15 protein-coding genes are annotated in these 19617 nt (G+C 71.6%); 8 read left to right on the forward strand and 7 right to left on the reverse strand.

The annotated features are described in order from the left end of the window. Positions 1 to 750 precede the first annotated feature (750 nt). On the forward strand, positions 751 to 1320 hold the full coding sequence (locus ACFCV8_RS01185; RefSeq protein ID WP_376683138.1) for a TlpA family protein disulfide reductase: 570 nt from the start codon (positions 751 to 753) through the stop codon (positions 1318 to 1320). 40 nt (positions 1321 to 1360) lie between these two features. Here ACFCV8_RS01185 and ACFCV8_RS01190 read toward each other — a convergent pair whose 3' ends face one another. Beyond that, positions 1361 to 2638 (reverse strand): M6 family metalloprotease domain-containing protein, encoded by a 1278-nt coding sequence (locus tag ACFCV8_RS01190; RefSeq protein WP_376683139.1) that lies wholly within the window; start codon positions 2636 to 2638, stop codon positions 1361 to 1363. 358 nt (positions 2639 to 2996) lie between these two features. On the opposite strand from ACFCV8_RS01190, the gene ACFCV8_RS01195 reads away from it, so the two are divergent. Both ACFCV8_RS01195 and ACFCV8_RS01200 read left to right on the forward strand, forming a co-directional pair. Further along, positions 2997 to 3659: a TetR/AcrR family transcriptional regulator gene (locus ACFCV8_RS01195; RefSeq protein WP_376683140.1), complete on the forward strand. Its 663-nt coding sequence runs from the start codon at positions 2997 to 2999 to the stop codon at positions 3657 to 3659. Positions 3660 to 3891: 232 nt separating this feature from the next. Continuing rightward, the gene (locus ACFCV8_RS01200; protein WP_376683141.1) at positions 3892 to 5424 is read left to right on the forward strand and encodes an MFS transporter; all 1533 of its coding nucleotides are present in this window, start codon (positions 3892 to 3894) and stop codon (positions 5422 to 5424) included. Positions 5425 to 5576: 152 nt separating this feature from the next. Here ACFCV8_RS01200 and ACFCV8_RS01205 read toward each other — a convergent pair whose 3' ends face one another. Continuing rightward, on the reverse strand, positions 5577 to 6089 hold the full coding sequence (locus ACFCV8_RS01205) for a MarR family winged helix-turn-helix transcriptional regulator (RefSeq protein ID WP_376683142.1): 513 nt from the start codon (positions 6087 to 6089) through the stop codon (positions 5577 to 5579). 139 nt (positions 6090 to 6228) lie between these two features. Between ACFCV8_RS01205 and ACFCV8_RS01210 the strand changes: the two genes are divergently transcribed. Then, complete coding sequence (locus ACFCV8_RS01210) at positions 6229 to 7008, forward strand: dioxygenase (protein ID WP_376683143.1); 780 nt, start codon at positions 6229 to 6231, stop codon at positions 7006 to 7008. Between the two features lie 24 nt (positions 7009 to 7032). On the opposite strand, the gene ACFCV8_RS01215 is transcribed toward ACFCV8_RS01210, so the two are convergent. After that, positions 7033 to 8058 carry a questin oxidase family protein gene (locus tag ACFCV8_RS01215; RefSeq protein ID WP_376683144.1) on the reverse strand — a complete coding sequence of 342 codons (1026 nt, stop codon included), beginning with the start codon at positions 8056 to 8058 and terminating at the stop codon, positions 7033 to 7035. Positions 8059 to 8504: 446 nt separating this feature from the next. Between ACFCV8_RS01215 and ACFCV8_RS01220 the strand changes: the two genes are divergently transcribed. Further along, positions 8505 to 9503, forward strand: a complete 999-nt coding sequence (locus ACFCV8_RS01220) for an RNA polymerase sigma factor RpoD/SigA (RefSeq protein WP_376683145.1) — start codon at positions 8505 to 8507, stop codon at positions 9501 to 9503. A gap of 179 nt (positions 9504 to 9682) precedes the next feature. Here the strand turns inward: ACFCV8_RS01220 and ACFCV8_RS01225 are convergent, their stop codons facing one another. After that, entirely contained in the window at positions 9683 to 10645 is a 963-nt protein-coding gene (locus tag ACFCV8_RS01225) for a helix-turn-helix transcriptional regulator (RefSeq protein ID WP_376683146.1), read from the reverse strand. A gap of 243 nt (positions 10646 to 10888) precedes the next feature. Here ACFCV8_RS01225 and ACFCV8_RS01230 point away from each other — a divergent pair, with 243 nt between their 5' ends. Then, complete coding sequence (locus tag ACFCV8_RS01230) at positions 10889 to 12520, forward strand: MFS transporter (protein ID WP_376683147.1); 1632 nt, start codon at positions 10889 to 10891, stop codon at positions 12518 to 12520. A 111-nt stretch (positions 12521 to 12631) separates the two neighbouring features. On the opposite strand, the gene ACFCV8_RS01235 is transcribed toward ACFCV8_RS01230, so the two are convergent. From ACFCV8_RS01235 to ACFCV8_RS01245, 3 genes are all read right to left on the reverse strand, one after another. Beyond that, positions 12632 to 13402, reverse strand: a complete 771-nt coding sequence (locus ACFCV8_RS01235; protein WP_376683148.1) for a DUF6227 family protein — start codon at positions 13400 to 13402, stop codon at positions 12632 to 12634. 142 nt (positions 13403 to 13544) lie between these two features. Beyond that, positions 13545 to 14828: a P1 family peptidase gene (locus tag ACFCV8_RS01240; protein ID WP_376683149.1), complete on the reverse strand. Its 1284-nt coding sequence runs from the start codon at positions 14826 to 14828 to the stop codon at positions 13545 to 13547. A 43-nt stretch (positions 14829 to 14871) separates the two neighbouring features. After that, complete coding sequence (locus ACFCV8_RS01245) at positions 14872 to 16032, reverse strand: low temperature requirement protein A (RefSeq protein ID WP_376683150.1); 1161 nt, start codon at positions 16030 to 16032, stop codon at positions 14872 to 14874. A gap of 124 nt (positions 16033 to 16156) precedes the next feature. Between ACFCV8_RS01245 and ACFCV8_RS01250 the strand changes: the two genes are divergently transcribed. Next, positions 16157 to 17281: an MFS transporter gene (locus tag ACFCV8_RS01250; RefSeq protein WP_376683151.1), complete on the forward strand. Its 1125-nt coding sequence runs from the start codon at positions 16157 to 16159 to the stop codon at positions 17279 to 17281. After that, positions 17278 to 19617 carry a molybdopterin oxidoreductase family protein gene (locus ACFCV8_RS01255; RefSeq protein WP_376683152.1) on the forward strand — a complete coding sequence of 780 codons (2340 nt, stop codon included), beginning with the start codon at positions 17278 to 17280 and terminating at the stop codon, positions 19615 to 19617. Before ACFCV8_RS01250 ends, ACFCV8_RS01255 begins: the two co-directional genes overlap by 4 nt.

Genomic DNA, 19617 nt, shown 5'->3' on the forward strand with positions numbered 1-19617 from the left:
TCGAGCAGTTCACCGGGGTGCTCCGCACCGGTCGCCCGTACCGCGCGCACCGGTCCGGAGATCGGCCGCCGACGGTCGTACGGGGCGGACTCCCGCGCCGGCCGCTCGTCGCCCGTGCGGGCGCCGAGTCCGTGGAGCAGCGGACCGCCGGGACCGGGCGGGGGAGCGGACGTGAACGCGGACGCGGACGCGGGCAGGGGGTGTGTCGTCATGTCCCGCTCCTCATGTCCGGCTCCTTCGGATCGCGGTGATACGGGCGAGGCGCCGCTCCTCGCTGCTGCGGGTCGCTCGGGTGACCGGACGGGTGCGGTCGCCTTCGACCGCAACGTCGAACGTCACCACGTCGCCCGTCGGCGCCGGGCGGCTGAACCGTACTGACCCGATCTCCACCGGTTCGATACCGCCGGGCTCCCCGTCGGGACGTGCTTCGGGACGTGCTCCGAGGTGCGCTGCGGGACGTGCTTCCGGACGTGCTTCGGGGCGTGCTTAGAAGGAAGAGCCGCTGTCGAGAAGGCGGCGGATGTCCGGACGGGCGGACGAGGACGTGAACGGTTCGGTCAGTGCCCGACAAGGGGGCGGCATCCGAGTGGAGTTGAGGGTGGGCGTACGGTTCTGAGGGACCAGCAAGAGCGGTCCGGGGCGAACCTGCGAGACGAATGGTCCGCCGCGAACCGCCTGTTCAGCACGCACGGGGAACCCCCGGCCCGGACGTCGGGTGGCGCCTGACCGACGCCGCCCCGAAGGACCCTCATGAAACGCCCCTTTGTCCCTCTGCTCGCCGCCCTCGCCTGCGCCGGGGCCCTCTTCGCCGCGATCACGGCCGGCGGGAGCCCGGGTACCCCCACCGGCTACCACCGCGGGGAGGACGGCACGTTGACGATAGAGAACGCGTACCGGCCCGGCACGCCGGACTACACCGGCATAGGGCTCGACGGGCGCCCGGTGCGGCTCTCCGACTTCGACGGCAAGATCGTCGTGATCACCTCCTGGGCCTCCTCCTGCGAGCCCTGCCGCGAACAGGCGCCGGTGCTGGCGCGTTTCCAGCAGAAGGCGGCGGAGCGGGGCGACGCGGCCGTCGTGGGGCTGAGCCGTGACATATCCGTCGACATGGCCCTCGCCTTCACCGAGAAGAACGACATGCCGTACCCGAACGTCCTCGACCCCGGCGGCAAGCGACTCCTCAACCTGCCCAAGGGAGTACTGGCCACCCACGGGGTGCCCGTCACCCTGATTATCGACCCGCGGGGGCACATCGCCGCGACGGCCTCCGAACCCCTCACCGAGGCCCGCCTGGAGAGCCTGGTCGCCACCGCTCACTGACGGTCGCCACCGCTCGCCGGCGGGGGAGGCGGACGAGGTCCTACGGGCGGGTTATCCGGACCCGGTAGTTCCCGTTCTCCTCCTTGTCGATCACCGCGATGCGTATGCCGTGCTTCCGGTCGGTGAAGGTGTCGCCCGGCCGGAAGGTGGCGTCGGAGAGCTCGGCGTGCACATTGGGCAGCCGGGTGCAGCCGGCGCTGCCCTTGGTGCTGTCCATGACGGACACCGGGCCCTGCCCGGTGTCGACGTCGGAGTCCACCTTGTAGACCAGCACCCCCGGCCGGCAGATCGCCCGGTCGTTGCCCGCCGGAGTGCGTACCTCCACCGCGTAGCCGGTCTTGTCGTTCAGCGGGACGAACGCCAGCTTGGTGCCCCCCTTGGCGGCCAGCGGGCCGAGCAGGTGGTCGCTGGTGCCGGAGCGGGCGGCGCAGCTGATCTGCTTGTTGTCGAGCCAGCCGAGCTTCCACTTGTGCCAGCCCAGCAGGTCGTTGTTGGCCCCCCAGTCCTCGGACATGATGTCCCAGTGCCCGACCGCACCGCCGCCCGTCGGGGTGTAGAGGTCGGGGAGACCGAAGACGTGGCCGTTCTCGTGCGGCAGTACGCGGTAGCCGTCCCGTTCGAACGATCCGGAGCCGTCGTTCTGGCGGCTGTAGATGAAGGACGTGTTGGCGAGCGGGACGCCGTCCGCACGAGGGGCGTCGTTGTTGCCGGAGAAGGTCACGGAGAGCACGGTGTCCAGCGCGGAAGGGCCCGCGTTCGGAGTGACCAGCACGTTGACCAGGTCGTACTTGGCGAAGTCGATCTTCGGGTCGGCGACGGCGACGAGGTCCTGGACGAGCTTGCGGTAGCCCGGCTCGTACGGCGCGCCCCGGTCTATCCCGTACGCCGAGAACGGGTGGGGCATCCGCAGCCAGCTCTTCAGCGGGGCGTCGGGGAGGTAGCTGAGCCGTCCGTACGACGCGGTCCGGAACCACTGCGTGGTCTGCGGGAAGAACTCCGCGTACCGGTCCATCGCCGAACCGGAGCCCGGCGCGTCCGGGAAGTCGATCATCAGGTTGAGGGCGTGTATCCGGCCCGTGGAGCGGGCGTACCCCACCGGTGTCGGCATCCCCTCCGACATCTGTACGCCCATGGTCGCCGGTATTCGGCACGGGGCCGTGCCCTTGGTGCCGGTGGTGGACACCGGCCCCGCCGAGACCCGCCCGAAGCCCGGGAGCGTGCTGCTGGCCGTGGCGAAAGCGGCTATGACCAGGGCTGTCGTGGAGGCGAGCACGATCGGGCGGCGATGGTCGCGTATCCGGCGGCGGGGATTGTCCATGCAGGCGCCTCGGGGTCCGCGGCAGTCGGCCGGCCCTGACTGCGCTCTGCGGTTCAGCCTGTTGCGGGTGGTGCGGCGCCGCTCGCTGGGTGCGCCGTTCGGCTGGTTCTCCGCCGCGATGGTGTGACCCAGGTCATAGGCGGGTCGGGAAATAACCGGGGAGCACTTCCCCGTTTGCACCCGTGTCCCCGCGAAACGGGGAGGCGGTCCCCGGTTACGGCGGGGGAACGCCCGGGGGACACCATGGAGAACGAGGCATCTCGGACAGCCGAGCGGCAGAGCCGTCGATCAGCCGATCGGCCGATCGGCCGACGAGTCGATTCGGCCGACCAGTCGAGCAGGGAAGGGGACGGTCGTCATGGACACCGCCAGTCGTACCGCAGCCGGAGCGTCCGGGCCCCGCACGGCCCGCCCGCGGGCCGATGCCCTGCGCAACCGGGAGCGGATCGTGACGGCCGCGCGCGAGATGTTCGTCGAGTTCGGCCCCGAGGTCCCGCTCGACGAGGTCGCCCGCCGCGCGGGCGTCGGCAACGCCACGCTCTACCGGAATTTCCCCGACCGGGCCGCCCTGGTGCACGAGGTCGTGCTCTCGGTCACCTCCCGGACCACCGACCGGGCGCGGGAGGCGGAGGCCGAGGAGGCCGACCCCTTCGCCGCGCTCAGCCGTTTCGTGCACGCGGCGGCCGACGAGCGGATCGGGGCCCTGTGCCCGATGCTCTCCGGCGGCTTCGACAAGGACCATCCCGATCTGCTCGCCGAGCGCGGACGCCTCGAAGAGGCCGTCGAGGGGCTCGTGTCGCGCGCCATGACCGCGGGGCGGCTGCGCACCGACATCGCCGTCGGTGACGTGATCGTCGCCCTCTCCCAGCTCACCCGGCCGCTGCCCGGCACCGGCTGCCCGGACATCGACCGATTCGCCCACCGTCATCTGCAGTTGTTCCTGGACGGGCTCCAGACCCCGGCCCGCTCCGAACTCCCGGGATCGGCAGCAACCCTGGAGGACCTGCGGCACCGGCCCTGACCTCCGCGGCCCGCCGCCGGGACGACGTTCCCGCAGCCGCCCCGCACAGCTCGTCGCACACGACCCGTCACACGTAACCCCGCACACGCAACCCGTCGCGCGTGTCCCACTTACCGCCTTCCGCTTCCCACTACCCGTATCCCGTCACCGGTCATCGGTCACCGGTCACTTTCACCGGCACCGCAGGCTCACGACTCTCCGCGTACACGCACGTTCCTAGGTGGATACCCCCATGCCCAAAACAGCCGACCTCCGACTCCCTGACCCCAGCCGCTGGAAGGCGCTGGCGTTCATAGCCCTGGCGCAGCTGATGGTGGTGCTCGACGCCACGATCGTGAACATCGCGCTGCCGCACGCCCAGACGGCCCTGGACATCTCCGACGCCAACAAGCAGTGGGTCATCACGGCGTACGCCCTCGCCTTCGGCGGGCTGCTGCTCTTCGGCGGCCGGATCGCCGACCTCTGGGGCCGCAAGCGGACCTTCGTCGTCGGTCTGGTCGGCTTCGCGCTGGCCTCCGCGCTGGGCGGCGCCGCGCAGAACCAGGCCATGCTCTTCGGCTCCCGCGCACTCCAGGGCGTGTTCGGGGCGCTGCTCGCCCCGGCCGCCCTGTCGCTGCTCGCCGTGATGTTCACCGATGCCAAGGAGCGCGCCAAGGCGTTCGGCATCTACGGCGCGATCGCCGGAGGCGGCGGCGCCGTCGGACTGATCCTCGGCGGCTTCCTGACCCAGGCGCTGAACTGGCGCTGGACGTTCTTCGTCAACATCCCGTTCGCCGTCGTCGCGGCGGCCGGCGCGTACTTCGTGATCCGCGAGCCGTCCGGCAGCCGCAACCGTTCCGCGCTCGACATCCCGGGCGTCGTGCTCTCCGCGCTGGGCCTGGTCTCGCTGGTGTACGGATTCACCCGCGCCGAGTCCGCGGGCTGGTCGGACGGGCTGACCATCGGCATGTTCGCCGCCGCCGCCGTCCTGCTGCTGGCCTTCGTGCTGACCGAGTCCAAGGTCGCCTCGCCGCTGCTGCCGCTGCGCGTGCTGCTGGACCGCAACCGCGGTGGTGTCTACCTCTCGCTGGGGCTCGCCGTCATCGCGATGTTCGGGCTGTTCCTCTTCCTGACGTACTACCTCCAGGTCGTGAAGGGCTACTCGCCGATCAGGACCGGTTTCGCCTTCCTCCCGATGATCGCGGGCATGATCACCGGTTCGACGCAGATCGGTGCCCGGCTGATGACCCGGGTCCCGGCCCGCAAGCTCATGGGGCCCGGCTTCCTGGTCGCCGCCATCGGCATGCTGCTGCTGACCCGGCTGGACATCGACTCCTCCTACACGGCGGTCATCCTGCCCGGACAGCTGCTGCTGGGCCTCGGTATGGGTACGGCGTTCATGCCCGCCATGTCGCTGGCCACGCACGGCGTCGAGCCCCGGGACGCGGGTGTCGCCTCCGCCATGGTCAACACCTCGCAGCAGGTGGGCGGCGCGATCGGTACGGCCCTGCTGAACACCATCGCCGCCTCGGCCGCGACCGCGTACGCCTCCTCGCACGCCGCGCTCGGTGCCACGGACCCGGAGCTGCTGAAGCTCCAGTCGATGGTGCACGGCTTCACCGGTGCCATCTGGTGGGCCGTCGGCATCCTGGTGGTGGCCTCCGCGATCGCGGTGACCTTCATCAACGCGGGCCGTCCCTCGGCGGGCCCGTCGGCCGGGAGCCCGGGTACGGGCGGAGCCGACGGTGTCGAGGACGAGCTGAGGGTGCCGGTCGTCGCCCACTGACCCGGCGATGCGCACAGCGCCGCGCCCCGGTCTCCCCGCGGAGGGGGGCCGGGGCGCGGCGCCGTGTGACGGCGGGTGAAGCCGTGCGCAGGTCGGTGGAGGTACGTGCCGGTCGGTAGAGGTACGTGCCGGTCGGTGGGAGTACGTGCCGGTCAGCGGAGCCAGGGCAGGTCCGCGTCCGTGCCCTCCGGCTGGAGCCCGGTGGCGACGACCTGCATGATCTCGCCCAGCGAGCGCACCTGCTCGGGCGTGAGCCGGTCGAACATCGCCTGCCGCACGGCGTCCACATGGCCCGGGGCGGAGCGGCGCAGCATCTCGAAGCCGTCGTCGGTGAGGACCGCGTTCTGGCCGCGCTTGTCGGACGGGCACTCCTCGCGGCGCACCCATCCGCTCCTCTCCAGCCGGGCGACGGCGTGCGAGAGCCGCGAACGGGTGATCTTGGCGTCCTTGGCCAGCTCCGTCATCCGCATCCGGCGGCGCGGGGCCTGGGAGAGCTGGACGAGCAGGCCGTAATAGATGTGCGGCATTCCGGCGTCGCGCTGCAACTGGCGGTCGAGGTGATCCTCCATGAGCGTGGTGGCGTGGAGGTAGGCACGCCAGACGCGTTGTTCTTCGTCGGAGAGCCAGCGGGGCCCGCCGGTGGATGCCGTGGTCATGTACTCCACTCTACGACCTTTTCTTGAATGTTGAACTAGATAGAGCTAAGGTCTCCGACAGAAGGAAGCTTGAAGATTAAAGAATGCTTCCTTCTCAAAAAGACGCCAGTAGAAGACTTACCCGGATGAGCAGCGGATGGGGAGTGCCATGACAGTCACCGCGGAGCGCATGCCCGCCCTCTACCTCTCGCACGGCGCCCCGCCGCTGGCCGACGACCCGGTCTGGCCCGCCGAGCTGGCCGCCTGGTCGGCCGAGCTGCCCCGCCCCCGCGCGATCCTGATGGTCTCCGCGCACTGGGAGGAGGCCCCGCTCGCCCTCGGAGCCACGGAGCGGGTCCCGCTCGTCTACGACTTCTGGGGCTTTCCCGAGCACTACTACCAGGTCCAGTACGCCGCCCCGGGCGCCCCGGAGCTGGCGGAGAGCGTACGCAAGCTGCTGCGCGGCGCCGGTACGCCGGTCCAGGACATCCCGGACCGGGGGCTCGACCACGGCGCGTACGTCCCGCTCGTGGAGATGTTCCCGGATGCCGACGTCCCCGTACTCCAGATCTCCCTGCCGACCCTCGATCCGCAGCGGCTGATGGAGATCGGACGGAAGCTCGCGCCGCTGCGCGACGAGGGCGTGCTGATCGTCGGCAGCGGCTTCTTCACCCACAACCTGGCCGCCCTGCGCCACTCCGGTGGCGTCCCCGGCTGGTCGGCGGAGTTCGACGACTGGGGAAACCGGGCGCTGCGGGCGCAGGACATCGACGCGCTGCTGGACTTCGAGCACAAGTCCCCGGCCGGCCGGCTGGCCCACCCGCGCACCGAGCACTTCGCGCCGCTCTTCGTGACGCTCGGCGCCTCGGAGGGCGAGCTGGACCGCGGCCGCAGCGTCATCGACGGCTTCTGGATGGGGCTCGCGAAGCGCTCGGTGCAGTTCGGCTGAGCTTGGGCCCGGGCCCCGCGCGGCCTACCCGACCGGCGGGTTCAGCTCGATCGAGCGGAGCGCGGCGGCCAGGGCCGTCGCGTCGCCGACGTCCAGCGCGGTGTCGGTGAACTTGATGGTGTGGTCGTCGCCGTGCGCCGCCGCCCGCGCGAACAGCTCCTCGGCCGGGGCGTCCGCCGGTGGGTACGGGGCCGCCTCCGCCGGGCCGTACGCGGCGGTGACCGCGGCGCTCGCCGCCCAGGCGGCCGCCACGCTCGGCGTCCACAGCGTGCGCGGGAGCGCGGGCAGGGCGCGGAGTACCGCGTTGGGCGCGGTCGCGGCGTGCACCAGCATGACCGGCTCGCCGTGCGCGTGCGTGGCGTACCGGTGCGTGGCGGCCGTGACCAGCTCCGTCAGCCGGGCCCGTGCCTCGTCCGGGTCGCCGGTGACCTCCCCGGGCCACACCGGGAACGCGGCGAGCTGCGCCAGCCGGTCCCGGATGCCGCCGGTCTGCTCCGCGACGAGCGGCACCGCGTCCAGCGCCGCCGCGGCGGACCGTGCGGGCGCCAGCGGGGCCAGGGCGGGCAACGGCTGGTGGCGGGCGGCCCAGTAGCCGAGGCCGTGGGCCAGCTCGGCGACCCGGGGTGCGGTCGTCTCGCCGGAGAGCAGGGTGCGTACGGAGTGGCCGACCCGGATCACCGGGTGGGTGGCGCCCGCCGCGATGCCCGGCAGCAGCCGGGGCCACCACTCGGCCAGCACCTCCCGCCAGGGGCGCTCCCCGGTCTCCCGCACGAAGTACTCCGTCCAGTCGCCGATCCGGCGGGGATCGCCGAGGGCCTCGCGCCAGTTCTCCGAGGTCAGCCGGGCCGAGGTGCCCGGCATGTCCTCCAGCTTGTGCCGGTAGCCGTCGAGCCAGCGGTGCACGGCCGGTGCCTGACCGTGCCTGACCAGCGCCTCGACGGCCATCGGGGCGTGGTTGCTCAGCCAGCCGTCGCGCTCGGGGCCGGAGGCGTGCAGCCGCTCCAGCGCTTCGTCCAGGGTGCCGGTCGCGTCGCTCTGTGTGTCGTCCATGCGGCAACACGCTAGGCGCGGGCCCGGCGCGGCGTAACGGACCACGGTCCCGGACCGTGCCCTGCGCAGGTCCTAGGCCACGCCCGGGGGTGCGGTTGCGCGTGCCGCGAGCAACCCGACCGCGCAACGGTTCGTCTTCGGGAGGGGAACGCGAGCGAGGCGCCCGCCGTTCAGGAATCGAGAGGGCGTACGGATGTGAGCGCGGTCTCATATGTGCAAGGTGGCGGATGTCCGGAAGTGCCACCAGAAAGCCCGTGAAGTCCGGTCTGACCTGCGGTTCCGCAGGGTTCTTCGGCATGCGCACCCCCGGTGCGGCGACGCAGGATACTGCATGATCGCGAAAATGAATGCCAGGCGTGGGAATTCTGTCCGGATTGCAGTCGTTGTTTCCATCGGATGCAGGGCACCCGGAAGGGTGTCGCGACCTACTCAGCAAGGGAGCACGCATGGCAACCCGTGCCGTCGCCCGTCGTTCGTCCGCCACTTCCGGGACCAGCCGGGCGAGCAGTGTTCGCGCCTCGGGCGGAGAGATCGCCGATCGCGACCTGGTCGGCATGTACCTGGACGAGATCGCGCGAACGCCCCTGCTCGACGCAGCGAAGGAAGTCGAGCTGTCGCAGGCCGTCGAGGCCGGCGTCTACGCCCGCCAGATACTGGACGGCTCGGTGGACGGCGAGGCCGGCGGGGCCACGCGCGAGGAGCTGGAGGCGCTGGCCGCCGACGGTGAGCGCGCCAAGGACGTGTTCATCCGCTCCAACCTCAGGCTCGTCGTCGCCGTGGCCCGCCGCTATCCGCGGGCCGGGCTGCCCCTGCTCGACCTGATCCAGGAGGGCAACGCGGGCCTGGTGCGCGCGGTCGAGAAGTTCGACTACGCCAAGGGCTTCAAGTTCTCCACGTATGCCACCTGGTGGATCCGTCAGGCCATCACCCGCTCCATAGCCGACCAGTCCCGCACGATCCGGCTCCCCGTCCACCTGGTGGAGGAGCTCGGCCGGATACGCCGGGTGCAGCGCGAGTTCAACCGTGAGCACGGCCGGGAGCCGGAGCACGCGGAGATCGCGGCCGAGCTGGACTCCACGCCGGAGCGCGTGGGTGACGTCCTGGACTGGGCCCGTGACCCGGTCAGCCTCAACATGTCCGTGGACGACGAGGGCGAGACGCAGTTCGGCGACCTGCTGGAGGACACCTCCGCGGTCTCGCCCGAGCAGTCCGTGCTCACGCTGCTGCGCAGCGAGGAGCTGGAGGACCTGATCGGCAAGCTCGACAACCGCACGGCGTCCATCATCCGTATGCGGTACGGCATCGAGGACGGTCGCGAGCGGACCCTCACCGAGGTCGGCAAGCAGCACGGGCTCACCCGCGAGCGGATTCGCCAGATCGAGAAGCACGCGCTGCTGGAGCTGAAGCGAATGGCCCACGACACGGGCTTCGACGCTGTCGCCTGACCCCTTCGTCCGGTAACATCCGAAATGGGTCGCTTCGAGTGACCCGCCCCGAGCTGAGTCCCGGCGCCCACCCCCCCCCTGGCGCCGGGGCTCATTCCTTTGTGCCCGGGACTCCTCGCCTCCGGTCCTCCCGCGTCCGCTTTGGTCTTCCCGCGGCCGGGTTCTCCCGGGTCCGGGCGTCAGCGGGCCGCCGCGCGGGTCAGACGGGCGCCGAGCCGGGCCAGGTGGTCCACCAGCTGCGGCGGCTCGTGCACGGTGAACTCGCAGTCCACCAGCGCCAGCCGCAGCGCCACCCACTCCAGCGAATCGGCGAGCACCGCCCGCAGCCGGCAGTGGTCCTCCCCGGCCCGTTCCAGCGGGCCGATCGACCCCGGCAGGCGCGCGGAGACGAATTCCGCCGGAGCCGCGAAGGTGACGTCCACCGCCAGCTCCGGCTGCCGCCGGGCGATGGAACCGGCGAGGAACTCCGCCGCGTCCCCGGTGGGCAGCTCGCGCGGCGTGAAGCGGGCCCCGGTCGCGTACGGCTCGCTGACCCGGTCGACCCGGAACGTGCGCCAGTCCTCGCGCCCCAGGTCGTACGCGACGAGGTACCACCGCCACCCCGTGCTCACCAGCCGGTACGGCTCGGCCTCCCGCTTCGTCCCGGTGCCGTCGCCCGCACGGTACGCGAACCGCAGCCGCTCCTTCCCGGTGACCGCGGCCGCCATCACCGTCAGTGTCCGCGGATCCACGGTCGAGCCGTCGCCCCTGGCCAGCGGCATCGTCGCGTTCTGCAGGGTCGAGACCCGGTGTCGCAGCCGGGACGGCAGCACCTGCTCCAGCTTCGCCAGCGCCCGCACGGACGCCTCGTCCACCCCCTCGATGGCGTGCCCCGCCCCCGCCCGCAGCCCCACCGCGATGGCCACCGCCTCCTCGTCGTCGAGGAGCAGCGGCGGCATCGCGGCGCCCGCGACGAGCCGGTAGCCGCCGACCGAACCGCGCGTGGCCTCGACCGGATAGCCCAGCTCGCGCAGCCGGTCGATGTCGCGGCGGATGGTGCGAGGGCTGACGTCGAGCCGCTCCGCCAGCTCGCTGCCGGGCCACTCGCGGGGGGTCTGGAGGAGCGACAGCAGGTTCAGCAGTCTTGCCGGGGTGTCGGTCATGGCCAGCCTTCCGCCGGTGTCTCGGGCATCCATGGATCGGACGTGCGGTGTGTCGGACGTGCAGTGTGCCGGGCGCCCGAGTGCCGGACGCCGTGTGCCGGGCATGCGGTGTGTCGGGTGTCCGTGTGCCGGGCGTCCGTGAATCGGCGGCCCGCACGCCGGCCGTCCGGTGTGTCGGGCGTCCCACCAGGATGACGGCTCATTGGGTCACGACCTGACCTAATGGCTGTTTAAGTTCTTCACATGACTTCCTCCCCATCTCTGTCGTCCGCTCCATCCGGACCCGTGGCGTCCCCGGACCCCTCGGACCGGCGGCGCTGGTTCGCGCTCGCCATCGTGATGACCGCGGCCTTCATGGACCTGGTCGACGTCACGATCGTCAACATCGCCATACCGAGCATCCGGGAGGACACCGGAGCCTCGTTCACCTCGATCCAGTGGATCACCGCCGGATATGCCCTGGCCTTCGCGGCGGGTCTGATCACCGGCGGCCGGCTGGGCGACATCCACGGCCGCAAGCGGCTGTTCCTCATCGGCATCGGCGGCTTCACCGTGGCCTCCGCGCTCTGCGGGTTCGCCTCCGGTCCGGAGATGCTGGTCGCCTCCCGCATCCTCCAGGGCGGCACCGCCGCGCTGATGGTCCCGCAGGTGCTGTCGATCGTGCACGCCACCTTCCCCGCGCACGAGCGCGGCAAGGTCTTCGGCCTCTTCGGCGCGATCGTCGGCCTCGGCGCGGTCTCCGGCCCGCTGCTGGGCGCACTGCTCACCGAGTGGAACATCGCCGGTCTCGAATGGCGGCCGATCTTCCTGATCAACCTGCCCGTCGGTATCGCGGGCCTGATCCTCGGCCGCAAGTTCATCACCGAGTCCAAGGCCCCGAAGGCGCTCCGGCTCGACCTCGTCGGCGTCTTCCTGGTGACCCTCGGGATGCTCATGCTGATCTACCCGCTGACTCGCGGCCACGAGCTGGGCTGGCCGCTGTGGGGCCACCTGTCGATGGTGGGTAGCCTGCTGGTCTTCCTGGTGCTGGTGCTGTTCGAGCGGGCCAAGGCGCGCAAGGACGGATCGCCGTTGATCGAGCTGGAGCTGTTCCGAGTCAAGAGCTTCGCCGCGGGTATCGCCGTGCAGCTGACCTTCGGAATCGGGCTCGGCATCTTCTTCCTGGTCTGGACGCTCTACATGCAGACGGGCCTCGGCTGGAGCGCGCTGCGGGCCGGCCTGACCGGTGTGCCGTTCTCGATCGCCGTCTCGGTCGCCGCTGGAATCTCCGTGCAGAAGCTGGTGCCCCGGTTCGGCCGCAAGGTCCTCCAGACCGGTGCGCTGCTGATGATCACCGGCCTGCTGATCTACATCTGGGAGTCCGACCACTACGGCATGGCGATCACGTCCTGGCAGATGATCCTGCCGCTGGTCGTCATGGGGCTCGGCATGGGCCTGATCGTGGCGCCGCTGACCGACGCGGTCCTGTCCGGGGTGCCCAAGGAGCACTCCGGCTCGGCCTCCGGGCTGATCAACACCATGCAGCAGATGGGCAACGCGCTCGGGCTCGGGCTGGTCTCGGTCGTCTTCCTCGGGGCGATCGGTGACCGGCTGACGCCGCAGCAGGTGGGCCCGGCGTTCGCGGAGGCGTTCCGCCACTCGCTGTGGTGGGTGGCCGGAGTGCTCGCGGTGATCTTCCTGCTGATGTTCGCGCTGCCCGCACGGCCGCGCCAGCACCTGGAGGCCGGCGACGAGCCCGCCGGGACCACGACAGGAACCGGGACCGCGACAGGAGCCGGGACCGCGACAGGAGCCGGGTCCCCGGTCGCGGCCGGTGCTCCGGCGGACGCCGGTGACGGCGCCGGGGACGTCAAGCAGGCCGCGCTGACCCCCTGACCGGTCACCCCGCCACTGCGACGGAACACGGTGCCCGCACCCCGCCCCGGGGTGCGGGCACCGCCGCGTCCGGGCGGGGTACGGGCCGGCCGATGTGCGTACGGGTGCGGTTCAGCCGATGTGCGTACGGTTCTCCATCACTCCGCGCGCGGTGTCCTCGTCCCCGTACACCTCGCACATGTGACGGCCGTCCGGCGTGGCCGTGTGCTCGATCTCCCAGAGGCTCGTCTCGCTGCCGTCGAGCAGCAGGAAGGCGTGCTCGTACAGCGTGAATCCGGCGTCCCGCCCGTCCACCCGGCAGTGGCGGCCGCAGACCTGGGTGATGTGGTGGGCGAAGGCCGCGCGCAGCAGCCGGGCGGTCTCCTCGCCGGGGCCGTCGCTGTTCTCCGCGCGGCGCAGGACACGGCGGGCGTGGTCCGCGGAGTTGTCCGGGGCGTACTCCCGGGGGAGCGGGGCCGGGGGAGTCGCCATCAGGAGCGTGAGCGCCTCCAGGTCGGCCTGGGGCGTGTCGTCCGCGAACAGCGGGACGTCGCCGAAGCTGCCCGCCAGCCGGGCCGCGGCGACCTTGGCATCGGCCTCGTCGTCGTACAGCTCGTGGTGGGTGAGGCCGGGCTCCGTGCGCGCCTGCGGGTCGGCCGTGCTCCGCGGCCCGCCGTGCACCAGCTCCCACAGGCTGAGCGCCGTGCCGTCGGACAGGAGGTACGTGTGCCGATAGGTCTCGCGGTGGAGCACGGAACTGTGGTGCGAGGAGTGCAGGGTACTGCTGTGGGCGAGCGCGGTACCGAGTCTCTCGACCGTGCTGTCGGGCAGGTCGAAAGAGTTGAGTGCCCGTCGCAGGAGTCGGTCGAGGTGCTGCTCGGTTGTCTCGTACGGATCGCTCAAGGTGCTGTCTCCAGGCCGTTGCCGCGTGTTACTTGCTGCGTGCTTAACGTAGTCCCTGGGTCTGACATCGTGACCGGGGTTCGGAAAAACGTATGGCACGGACAGATGGTTCCTGACGGTTCGTCCGAACTTCTGAACTTCCTTATCCGGCTGGTGAGTCGGGGGCCGGTGGGCCGTCCGTCGGAGCGGGCGAGGAGCGCGGTCGTATGCCGTACAGATCGGTGTACGAGGGGTAACAGCCGCCTTTGGGACGGGCGTCGACACCCCGGGCCGCGCGAGCGGCCTTCACGATGGCGCGCGCCAGCACCTCCGCACCGGCCGCCAGCAGCTCGTTGAGCGCGACCGGATCGCGCGCGTCGAGCGGACGGGCGCCGGTGGCCAGCGCGAAGACGGTGTCCCCGTCGGTGAGCAGATGCACCGGGCGCACGGCGCGCGCGAGCCCGTCGTGCGCCGTGCCCGCGAGCTTCTGCGCCTGGGCCCGGGTGAGGTCGGCGTCCGTGGCGACCACGGCGAGCGTGGTGTTGAGCGGCGGCCGGGCGTCTGCCTCCCGCAGCTCGGCCAGGCGTCGCTCCGCCGCGCGCAGCACCTCGGGCGCCGGGTGGTGCGCCGGTGCTCCGACGGCGCCGTACTCCCCGTACAGCACGCCGGTACGCGGATCGACCACCGAGCCCGCCGCGTTCACCACCGTGAGCGCGGCCACCGTGATCCCGGAGGGCAGCCGGACGCTCGCCGTGCCCGTGCCGCCCTTGAGTCGACCGGCGACCGCCCCGGTCCCGGCCCCCACGCACCCCTCGGCGACCGGCATCCCCGGTCCGGTCCCCGCCGCGTCCTCCACCGCCGCGCGGCCCGTCACCGCATCCGGGCGGGCCCACCAGTCACCGCCCCGCCCCAGGTCGAAGAGGCAGGCGGCGGGGACCACCGGCACCACCTGCGCAGGACCGGGGCCGACCCGCACCCCGCGCCCCCGCTCCTCCAGCCAGGCCATCACGCCGGACGCCGCGTCCAGCCCGTACGCACTGCCGCCGGTCAGGACCACGGCGTCGATCCGCTGCACCAGATTGCGCGGATCGAGCGCGTCCGTCTCCCGGGTGCCGGGGCCGCCGCCGCGCACGTCGACCGCCGCGACCACGCCGCCCTCGGGGGCCAGGACCACGGTGGTACCGCTCAGCGCACCCTCGCCGGGCACCCGGGCGTGACCCACGCACAGCCCCGCGACATCGGTCAGCGCGTCGAGCGGCCCGGCACCGGCAGGTCCCGCGCCGGGAGAGGCCGTATCGAGCGGACCGGCGCCGGGAGGCCACGCGTGGGGCGGCCCGGCGTCGGCGGGCTCAGGGTCGGCCGGTCCGGCATCGGCGGGCGTCGCGTCGGCCGGTCCGGCATCCGGCCGGGCGGCGCGCTCCAGCGGCTCCCGGGGTGCTTCCGTCATCCGCATGCTCCTTCGCCGCACCGGCCCTGCTCGTACGCCGCGCTCAGCCCGCCGCCACGGAACGCCGGGACAGCAGCACCCCGACGGCCACCGCCGCCGCGGCCACCAGACCGGCCGCGAGCACCGCCCACCCGCCGACGAACGTGCAGGCCAGGATGGCCGCGGCGGCCACGGGGAGCGGCAACTGCTCCGCGAGGTCACGCTTGAAGTGGCGGGCGTGCAGCGCCCATACCGTCAGCAGGAAGAGCGCGGAGGGGATGGTCACCGCGGCGGCGGCCACCGTGGTCGGGATGTGGGCCTTGCCCACGGCCTCCTCCACCGAGACCTCGATGCCCGCGCCGATGGCCGCCGCGGAACCGAGGATCAGATAGTGCCCGTACCCCCAGATGAACGCTTCCCTGCTGCCGCGCAGGTAGTCATGGATCGGCACGGCGAAATAGATCCACCAGGCGGAGAAGACGATCAGCAGCCCGCCCGCGGCGATCGGCAGCAACTCACCGAGCGCGTCGTGCTCGTCCAGGGCCTCCTGCACCGCGACCGTGGCCGACGCGATCGACTCGCCCAGCACGATGATCGTGAACAGCCCGTACCGCTCACCGATGTGATGCGGGTGCCAGCTCGTCGACCGGTCGCGCTCGGCGATCGCCGGAACGGCCACCTCCGCGGCCACGAGCACGACGAAGACGGTGCCCCGGGCCCAGGCCGGGGCGTCACCGGGCAGGAACAGCATGGCGATCCAGCCCAGCTGCACCACCGAGATCCCGGCCGCGTACCGCTGCGCGACGCGCCGCTCGGAGCCCTGGGTGCAGCGCGCGGCACGCAGCCACTGACTGGTCAGCGCGAGCCGCATCACCACGTACCCGGCGACGACGACCGTCCAGTTCCCCGCGTCGAAGGCGCGCGGCACCCCGGCGGCGAGGATGAGCACCCCGGTGATCTGGACCAGCGTCACGACGCGGTACAGCGGGTCGTCGGTGTCGTACGCCGAGGCGAACCAGCTGAAGTTGACCCAGGCCCACCAGATCGCGAAGAAGACGGCCGCGTAGCCGCCGATCCCGGTCAGGGGGTGGTCCCCGACGACGGCATGGACCAGCCGCGCGCCGGCCTGGGACACCGCGACGACGAAACAGAGGTCGAAGAAGAGCTCCAGCGGCGTCGACACGCGGTGCTTCTCGGTACGGCTGCGAGCCGTCATGACGGGCATGGCAGACAGCACACCAGAAGCGCTCCGGGAACGCCGGACGGGGTACGCCCCGGACGGACGAACCGTTCACCCGGCCGATCCGTAAAACAGGAGCAACCGTTGCATACGGACCTACGTTGACGGGGTGACCGAGCCGCCAGCAGCCTCCGCCGCCCCCGACCCCGCACCTGCCGAAGGCCCCCGGGCCACCACCCCGCGCACCACCGGCCCGTACGCCACCGGCTCCCGCTCCGTCACCGCCCGCGCGACCGCGGCCGGGGTCGTCGTCGCCGCGCTGCTGGTCCTGGCGATCGTGTTCGGCAGCCGACTGCTGGAGAACTTCGACTCCGCCCTCCTCCCGTACGCCGTCGCCACCGTCTTCCTCGCCTTCGGTGTCGCCTACCGCTACACGGTCTGGGTGTCCGCCCCCGGCGCCCGGAGGCTGTTCGTACAGGGCCGGCGGAGCTTCTTCTCCGCGGCCAACTTCCGCAAGGCGCCCACCGCGCTGCCCCGGATGATCGCCACCTACCTCGGCTTCCAGAAATTCCTCGGCGCCCGCTCGCACGCCCGCTGGGCCGCCCACCAGCTGATCTTCTGGGGCTGCGTCCTCGCCGCGCTGATCACCTTCCCGCTGACCTGGGGCTGGTTCACCTTCACCTCCGGCAGCGGCTCGGGGCCCGGCTACGAGATGCGTGTCTGGGGCTTCAGGATCATCGGATTCGACTCCCTGTCCGTCCTGGGCTGGCTGATGTTCCACGGCCTGGACATCGCCGCCGTGCTCGTCATCCCCGGCGCCTCGTACTTCCTGTGGCGCCGGATGAAGGACCGCGGCGCCATCACCGGCCAGCGCTTCGGCTACGACCTGGTGCCGCTGATCGCGCTCGTCGTCATCTCGGTGACCGGCCTGCTGCTCACCTTCTCCTCGATCTTCCTGCACGGCGGCGGTTACCAGTTCCTGGCGGTCCTCCACATGGTGTCGGTGGTGTTCACCCTCATCTACATCCCGTTCGGGAAGTTCTTCCACATCGTCCAGCGCCCGGCCGCGGTCGGCATGCAGCTGTTCAAGTACACCGCCCGGCGGGACGAGGAGGTCCTCGGCTGCCGCCGCTGCGAGGAGCCCATCGACACCGGCCCCTACGTCGAGAACCTCCGCGGCACCATGCGCGACCTCGGCCTCGGCTTCGACGAGTGGGCCGAGTACTGCCCGCGCTGCAAGCGGGTACTGCGCGGCAGCGCCTACCTCTCCCAGGTGAAGAAGGGCTACAAGTGACCGCGGACCCGCGTGCGGCCGCCCCCGGCGCCACCGCCCCCCGTACGGACGTCCCGCTCGACCCGTCCCTCGCCCCGCCCGGCACCCGGGCCTTCCGCGACGCCGGAAGCATCCCCGCCGACCGGTGGCACGCCGACCAGGAGGGCGAGACGCTGGTCCCCACCCACTGCTGCTTCTGCGGAGTGCAGTGCGGGATGTATCTGCGCGTCGACCGCGGCGGCAAGGTCTTCGGCGTCGAACCGCGCAACCACGACATCAACCGGATGCGCCTCTGCCCCAAGGGCATCAACGCGTATCAGCAGGTCAACCACCCCGACCGGCTCACCGCCCCGCTGCTGCGCCGCTCCCGCGACGAAACGTTCCGCGAGGTCTCCTGGGAGGAGGCGCTCGACTTCACCGTCTCCGAGATCAGACGCATCCAGCAGAGCTACGGCAACGACGCCTTCGGGCTCCTCGGCGGCGCCAGCCTCTTCTCCGAGAAGACCTATCTGGTCGGCAAGTTCGCCCGGGTCGCCCTCAAGTCCCGGCACGTCGACTACAACGGGCGGCTCTGCATGGTCAGCGCCGCCGGTGCCAACAAGCTCGCCTTCGGCATCGACCGGGCCGGGAACCCCTTCTCCGACATCCTGCTCACCGACTGCCTGCTGATCGCGGGCTCCAACATCGGCGAGTGCTTCCCCGTGATGACGCAGTACGTGTGGGGAGCCCGGGACCGCGGGGCGAGCCTGATCGTGGTCGACCCGCGGGAGACCGCGATCGCCCGCACCGCCGACATCCACGTCGCCCTCAGGCCCGGCACCGACTCGGCGTTCTTCAACTCCGTCCTCCACGTCGTCGTCGAGGAGGGGCTCACCGACGAGGCCTACCTCGCCGCCCACGCCACCGGCTGGGCGGAGGTGAAGGCCAAGGTCGCCGAGTATCCGCCGGCCCGCGCCGCCGAGATCTGCGGCATCCCCGCCGAACAGATCGTGCGGGTCGCCCGCACCTTCGCCCGCGCGCCCAGGGCCATGGCCTGGCACGCCCGGGGCATCGAGCACCACTCGCAGGGCGTCGAGAACTGCCTCAGCGTGATCAACCTCTGCACCGCCACCGGCCACATCGGGAAACCCGGCGCCGGCTACGGCACCATCACCGGCCAGGGCAACGGACAGGGCGGCCGGGAACACGGGCAGAAGGCCGACCTCCTCCCCGGCGGCCGCTCGATCACGAACGAGGAGCACCGCAGACAGATCTGCGAGATCTGGGGCATCGAGGAGTCCGAACTCCCGCCCGCCGGAACCTCGATGATGGAAATGGTCTGGCAGATGCAGCGCGGCGAGATCCGCGGTCTGATCGGCATCTGCAACAACCCCTTCGTCTCCCTCCCCAACTACCGGGTGGTCAAGGACGGGTACGACGCCACGGAATTCCATGCCCAGTTCGACTTCTTCCTCTCCGAGACCGCCGCCAACGCCCATGTCGTCTTCCCCGTCACCACCTGGGCGGAGGACGAAGGGGTGATGGCCAACGCCGAGGCCCGGGTCGTCAAGCACAACAAGGCCCAGGACCCGCCGCCCGGCGTACGCACCGACACCTGGGTGATGTGCGAACTCGCCAGACGTCTCGGCGCGGGCGACAAATTCGCCTTCGCCGACTCCCGCGCGGTCTTCGACGAACTGCGGACCGCCTCCGCGGGCACCGTCAACGACTACTACGGCATCACCTACGAGCGGCTGGAGGAGACCGGCGGAATCGCCTGGCCCTGCCCCGCCACCGACCACCCCGGCACCCCCCGGCTCTTCGAGGACGGGAAGACCTACCACCCCGACGGCAGGATCCACCTCCAGGTCGTCGAGTGGCACGCCCCGATGGATCCGTACGACGAGGCGTACCCCATGTCCCTCACCACGGGACGGACCGTCGCCCACTTCCTCTCCGGCAACCAGACCCGCCGGCTCGGCGCCCTCGTCGAACAGACCCCGCGCCCCTGGGCCGAGCTCCATCCCTCCCACGGCTTCCGCAACGGAGAACCGGTCCGCGTCATCACCCGGCGCGGCAGCGAGGTGTTCCCCGCACTGGTCACCGAGGCGATCCGCCCCGACACCGTCTTCATCCCGTACCACTGGCCGGTCCCCACCGCCGCCAACGCCCTGACCATCGACGCCCTCGACCCCCGCTCCAAGATCCCCGAGTACAAGGTGTGCGCCTGCCGCATCGAGCACGCGGGGACGATCGACGAGGTCCCCGCACCCCCCGTCGCACCCGGCCACGTCGCTTGTCCGGAGACCCAGGTCTCCCGCACCGACCCGCTGCCGCCCACCTCCCCGCAGGGACGCGGCACCTCGGAGAGGAGCTGA

The organism is Streptomyces sp. NPDC056347 (assembly GCF_042262625.1).
In the GTDB taxonomy this organism is placed as follows: domain Bacteria; phylum Actinomycetota; class Actinomycetes; order Streptomycetales; family Streptomycetaceae; genus Streptomyces.

Bases quoted from the DNA above. Each gene is read 5' to 3' on its own strand.
- ACFCV8_RS01200 (WP_376683141.1), top strand. From the start codon at position 3,892: ATGCCCAAAACAGCCGACCTCCGACTCCCTGACCCCAGCCGCTGGAAG.
- ACFCV8_RS01230 (WP_376683147.1), top strand. From the start codon at position 10,889: ATGACTTCCTCCCCATCTCTGTCGTCCGCTCCATCCGGACCCGTGGCG.
- ACFCV8_RS01195 (WP_376683140.1), top strand. From the start codon at position 2,997: ATGGACACCGCCAGTCGTACCGCAGCCGGAGCGTCCGGGCCCCGCACG.
- ACFCV8_RS01220 (WP_376683145.1), top strand. From the start codon at position 8,505: ATGGCAACCCGTGCCGTCGCCCGTCGTTCGTCCGCCACTTCCGGGACC.
- ACFCV8_RS01185 (WP_376683138.1), top strand. From the start codon at position 751: ATGAAACGCCCCTTTGTCCCTCTGCTCGCCGCCCTCGCCTGCGCCGGG.
- ACFCV8_RS01240 (WP_376683149.1), bottom strand. From the start codon at position 14,828: ATGACGGAAGCACCCCGGGAGCCGCTGGAGCGCGCCGCCCGGCCGGAT.
- ACFCV8_RS01245 (WP_376683150.1), bottom strand. From the start codon at position 16,032: ATGCCCGTCATGACGGCTCGCAGCCGTACCGAGAAGCACCGCGTGTCG.
- ACFCV8_RS01190 (WP_376683139.1), bottom strand. From the start codon at position 2,638: ATGGACAATCCCCGCCGCCGGATACGCGACCATCGCCGCCCGATCGTG.
- ACFCV8_RS01210 (WP_376683143.1), top strand. From the start codon at position 6,229: ATGACAGTCACCGCGGAGCGCATGCCCGCCCTCTACCTCTCGCACGGC.
- ACFCV8_RS01215 (WP_376683144.1), bottom strand. From the start codon at position 8,058: ATGGACGACACACAGAGCGACGCGACCGGCACCCTGGACGAAGCGCTG.
- ACFCV8_RS01225 (WP_376683146.1), bottom strand. From the start codon at position 10,645: ATGACCGACACCCCGGCAAGACTGCTGAACCTGCTGTCGCTCCTCCAG.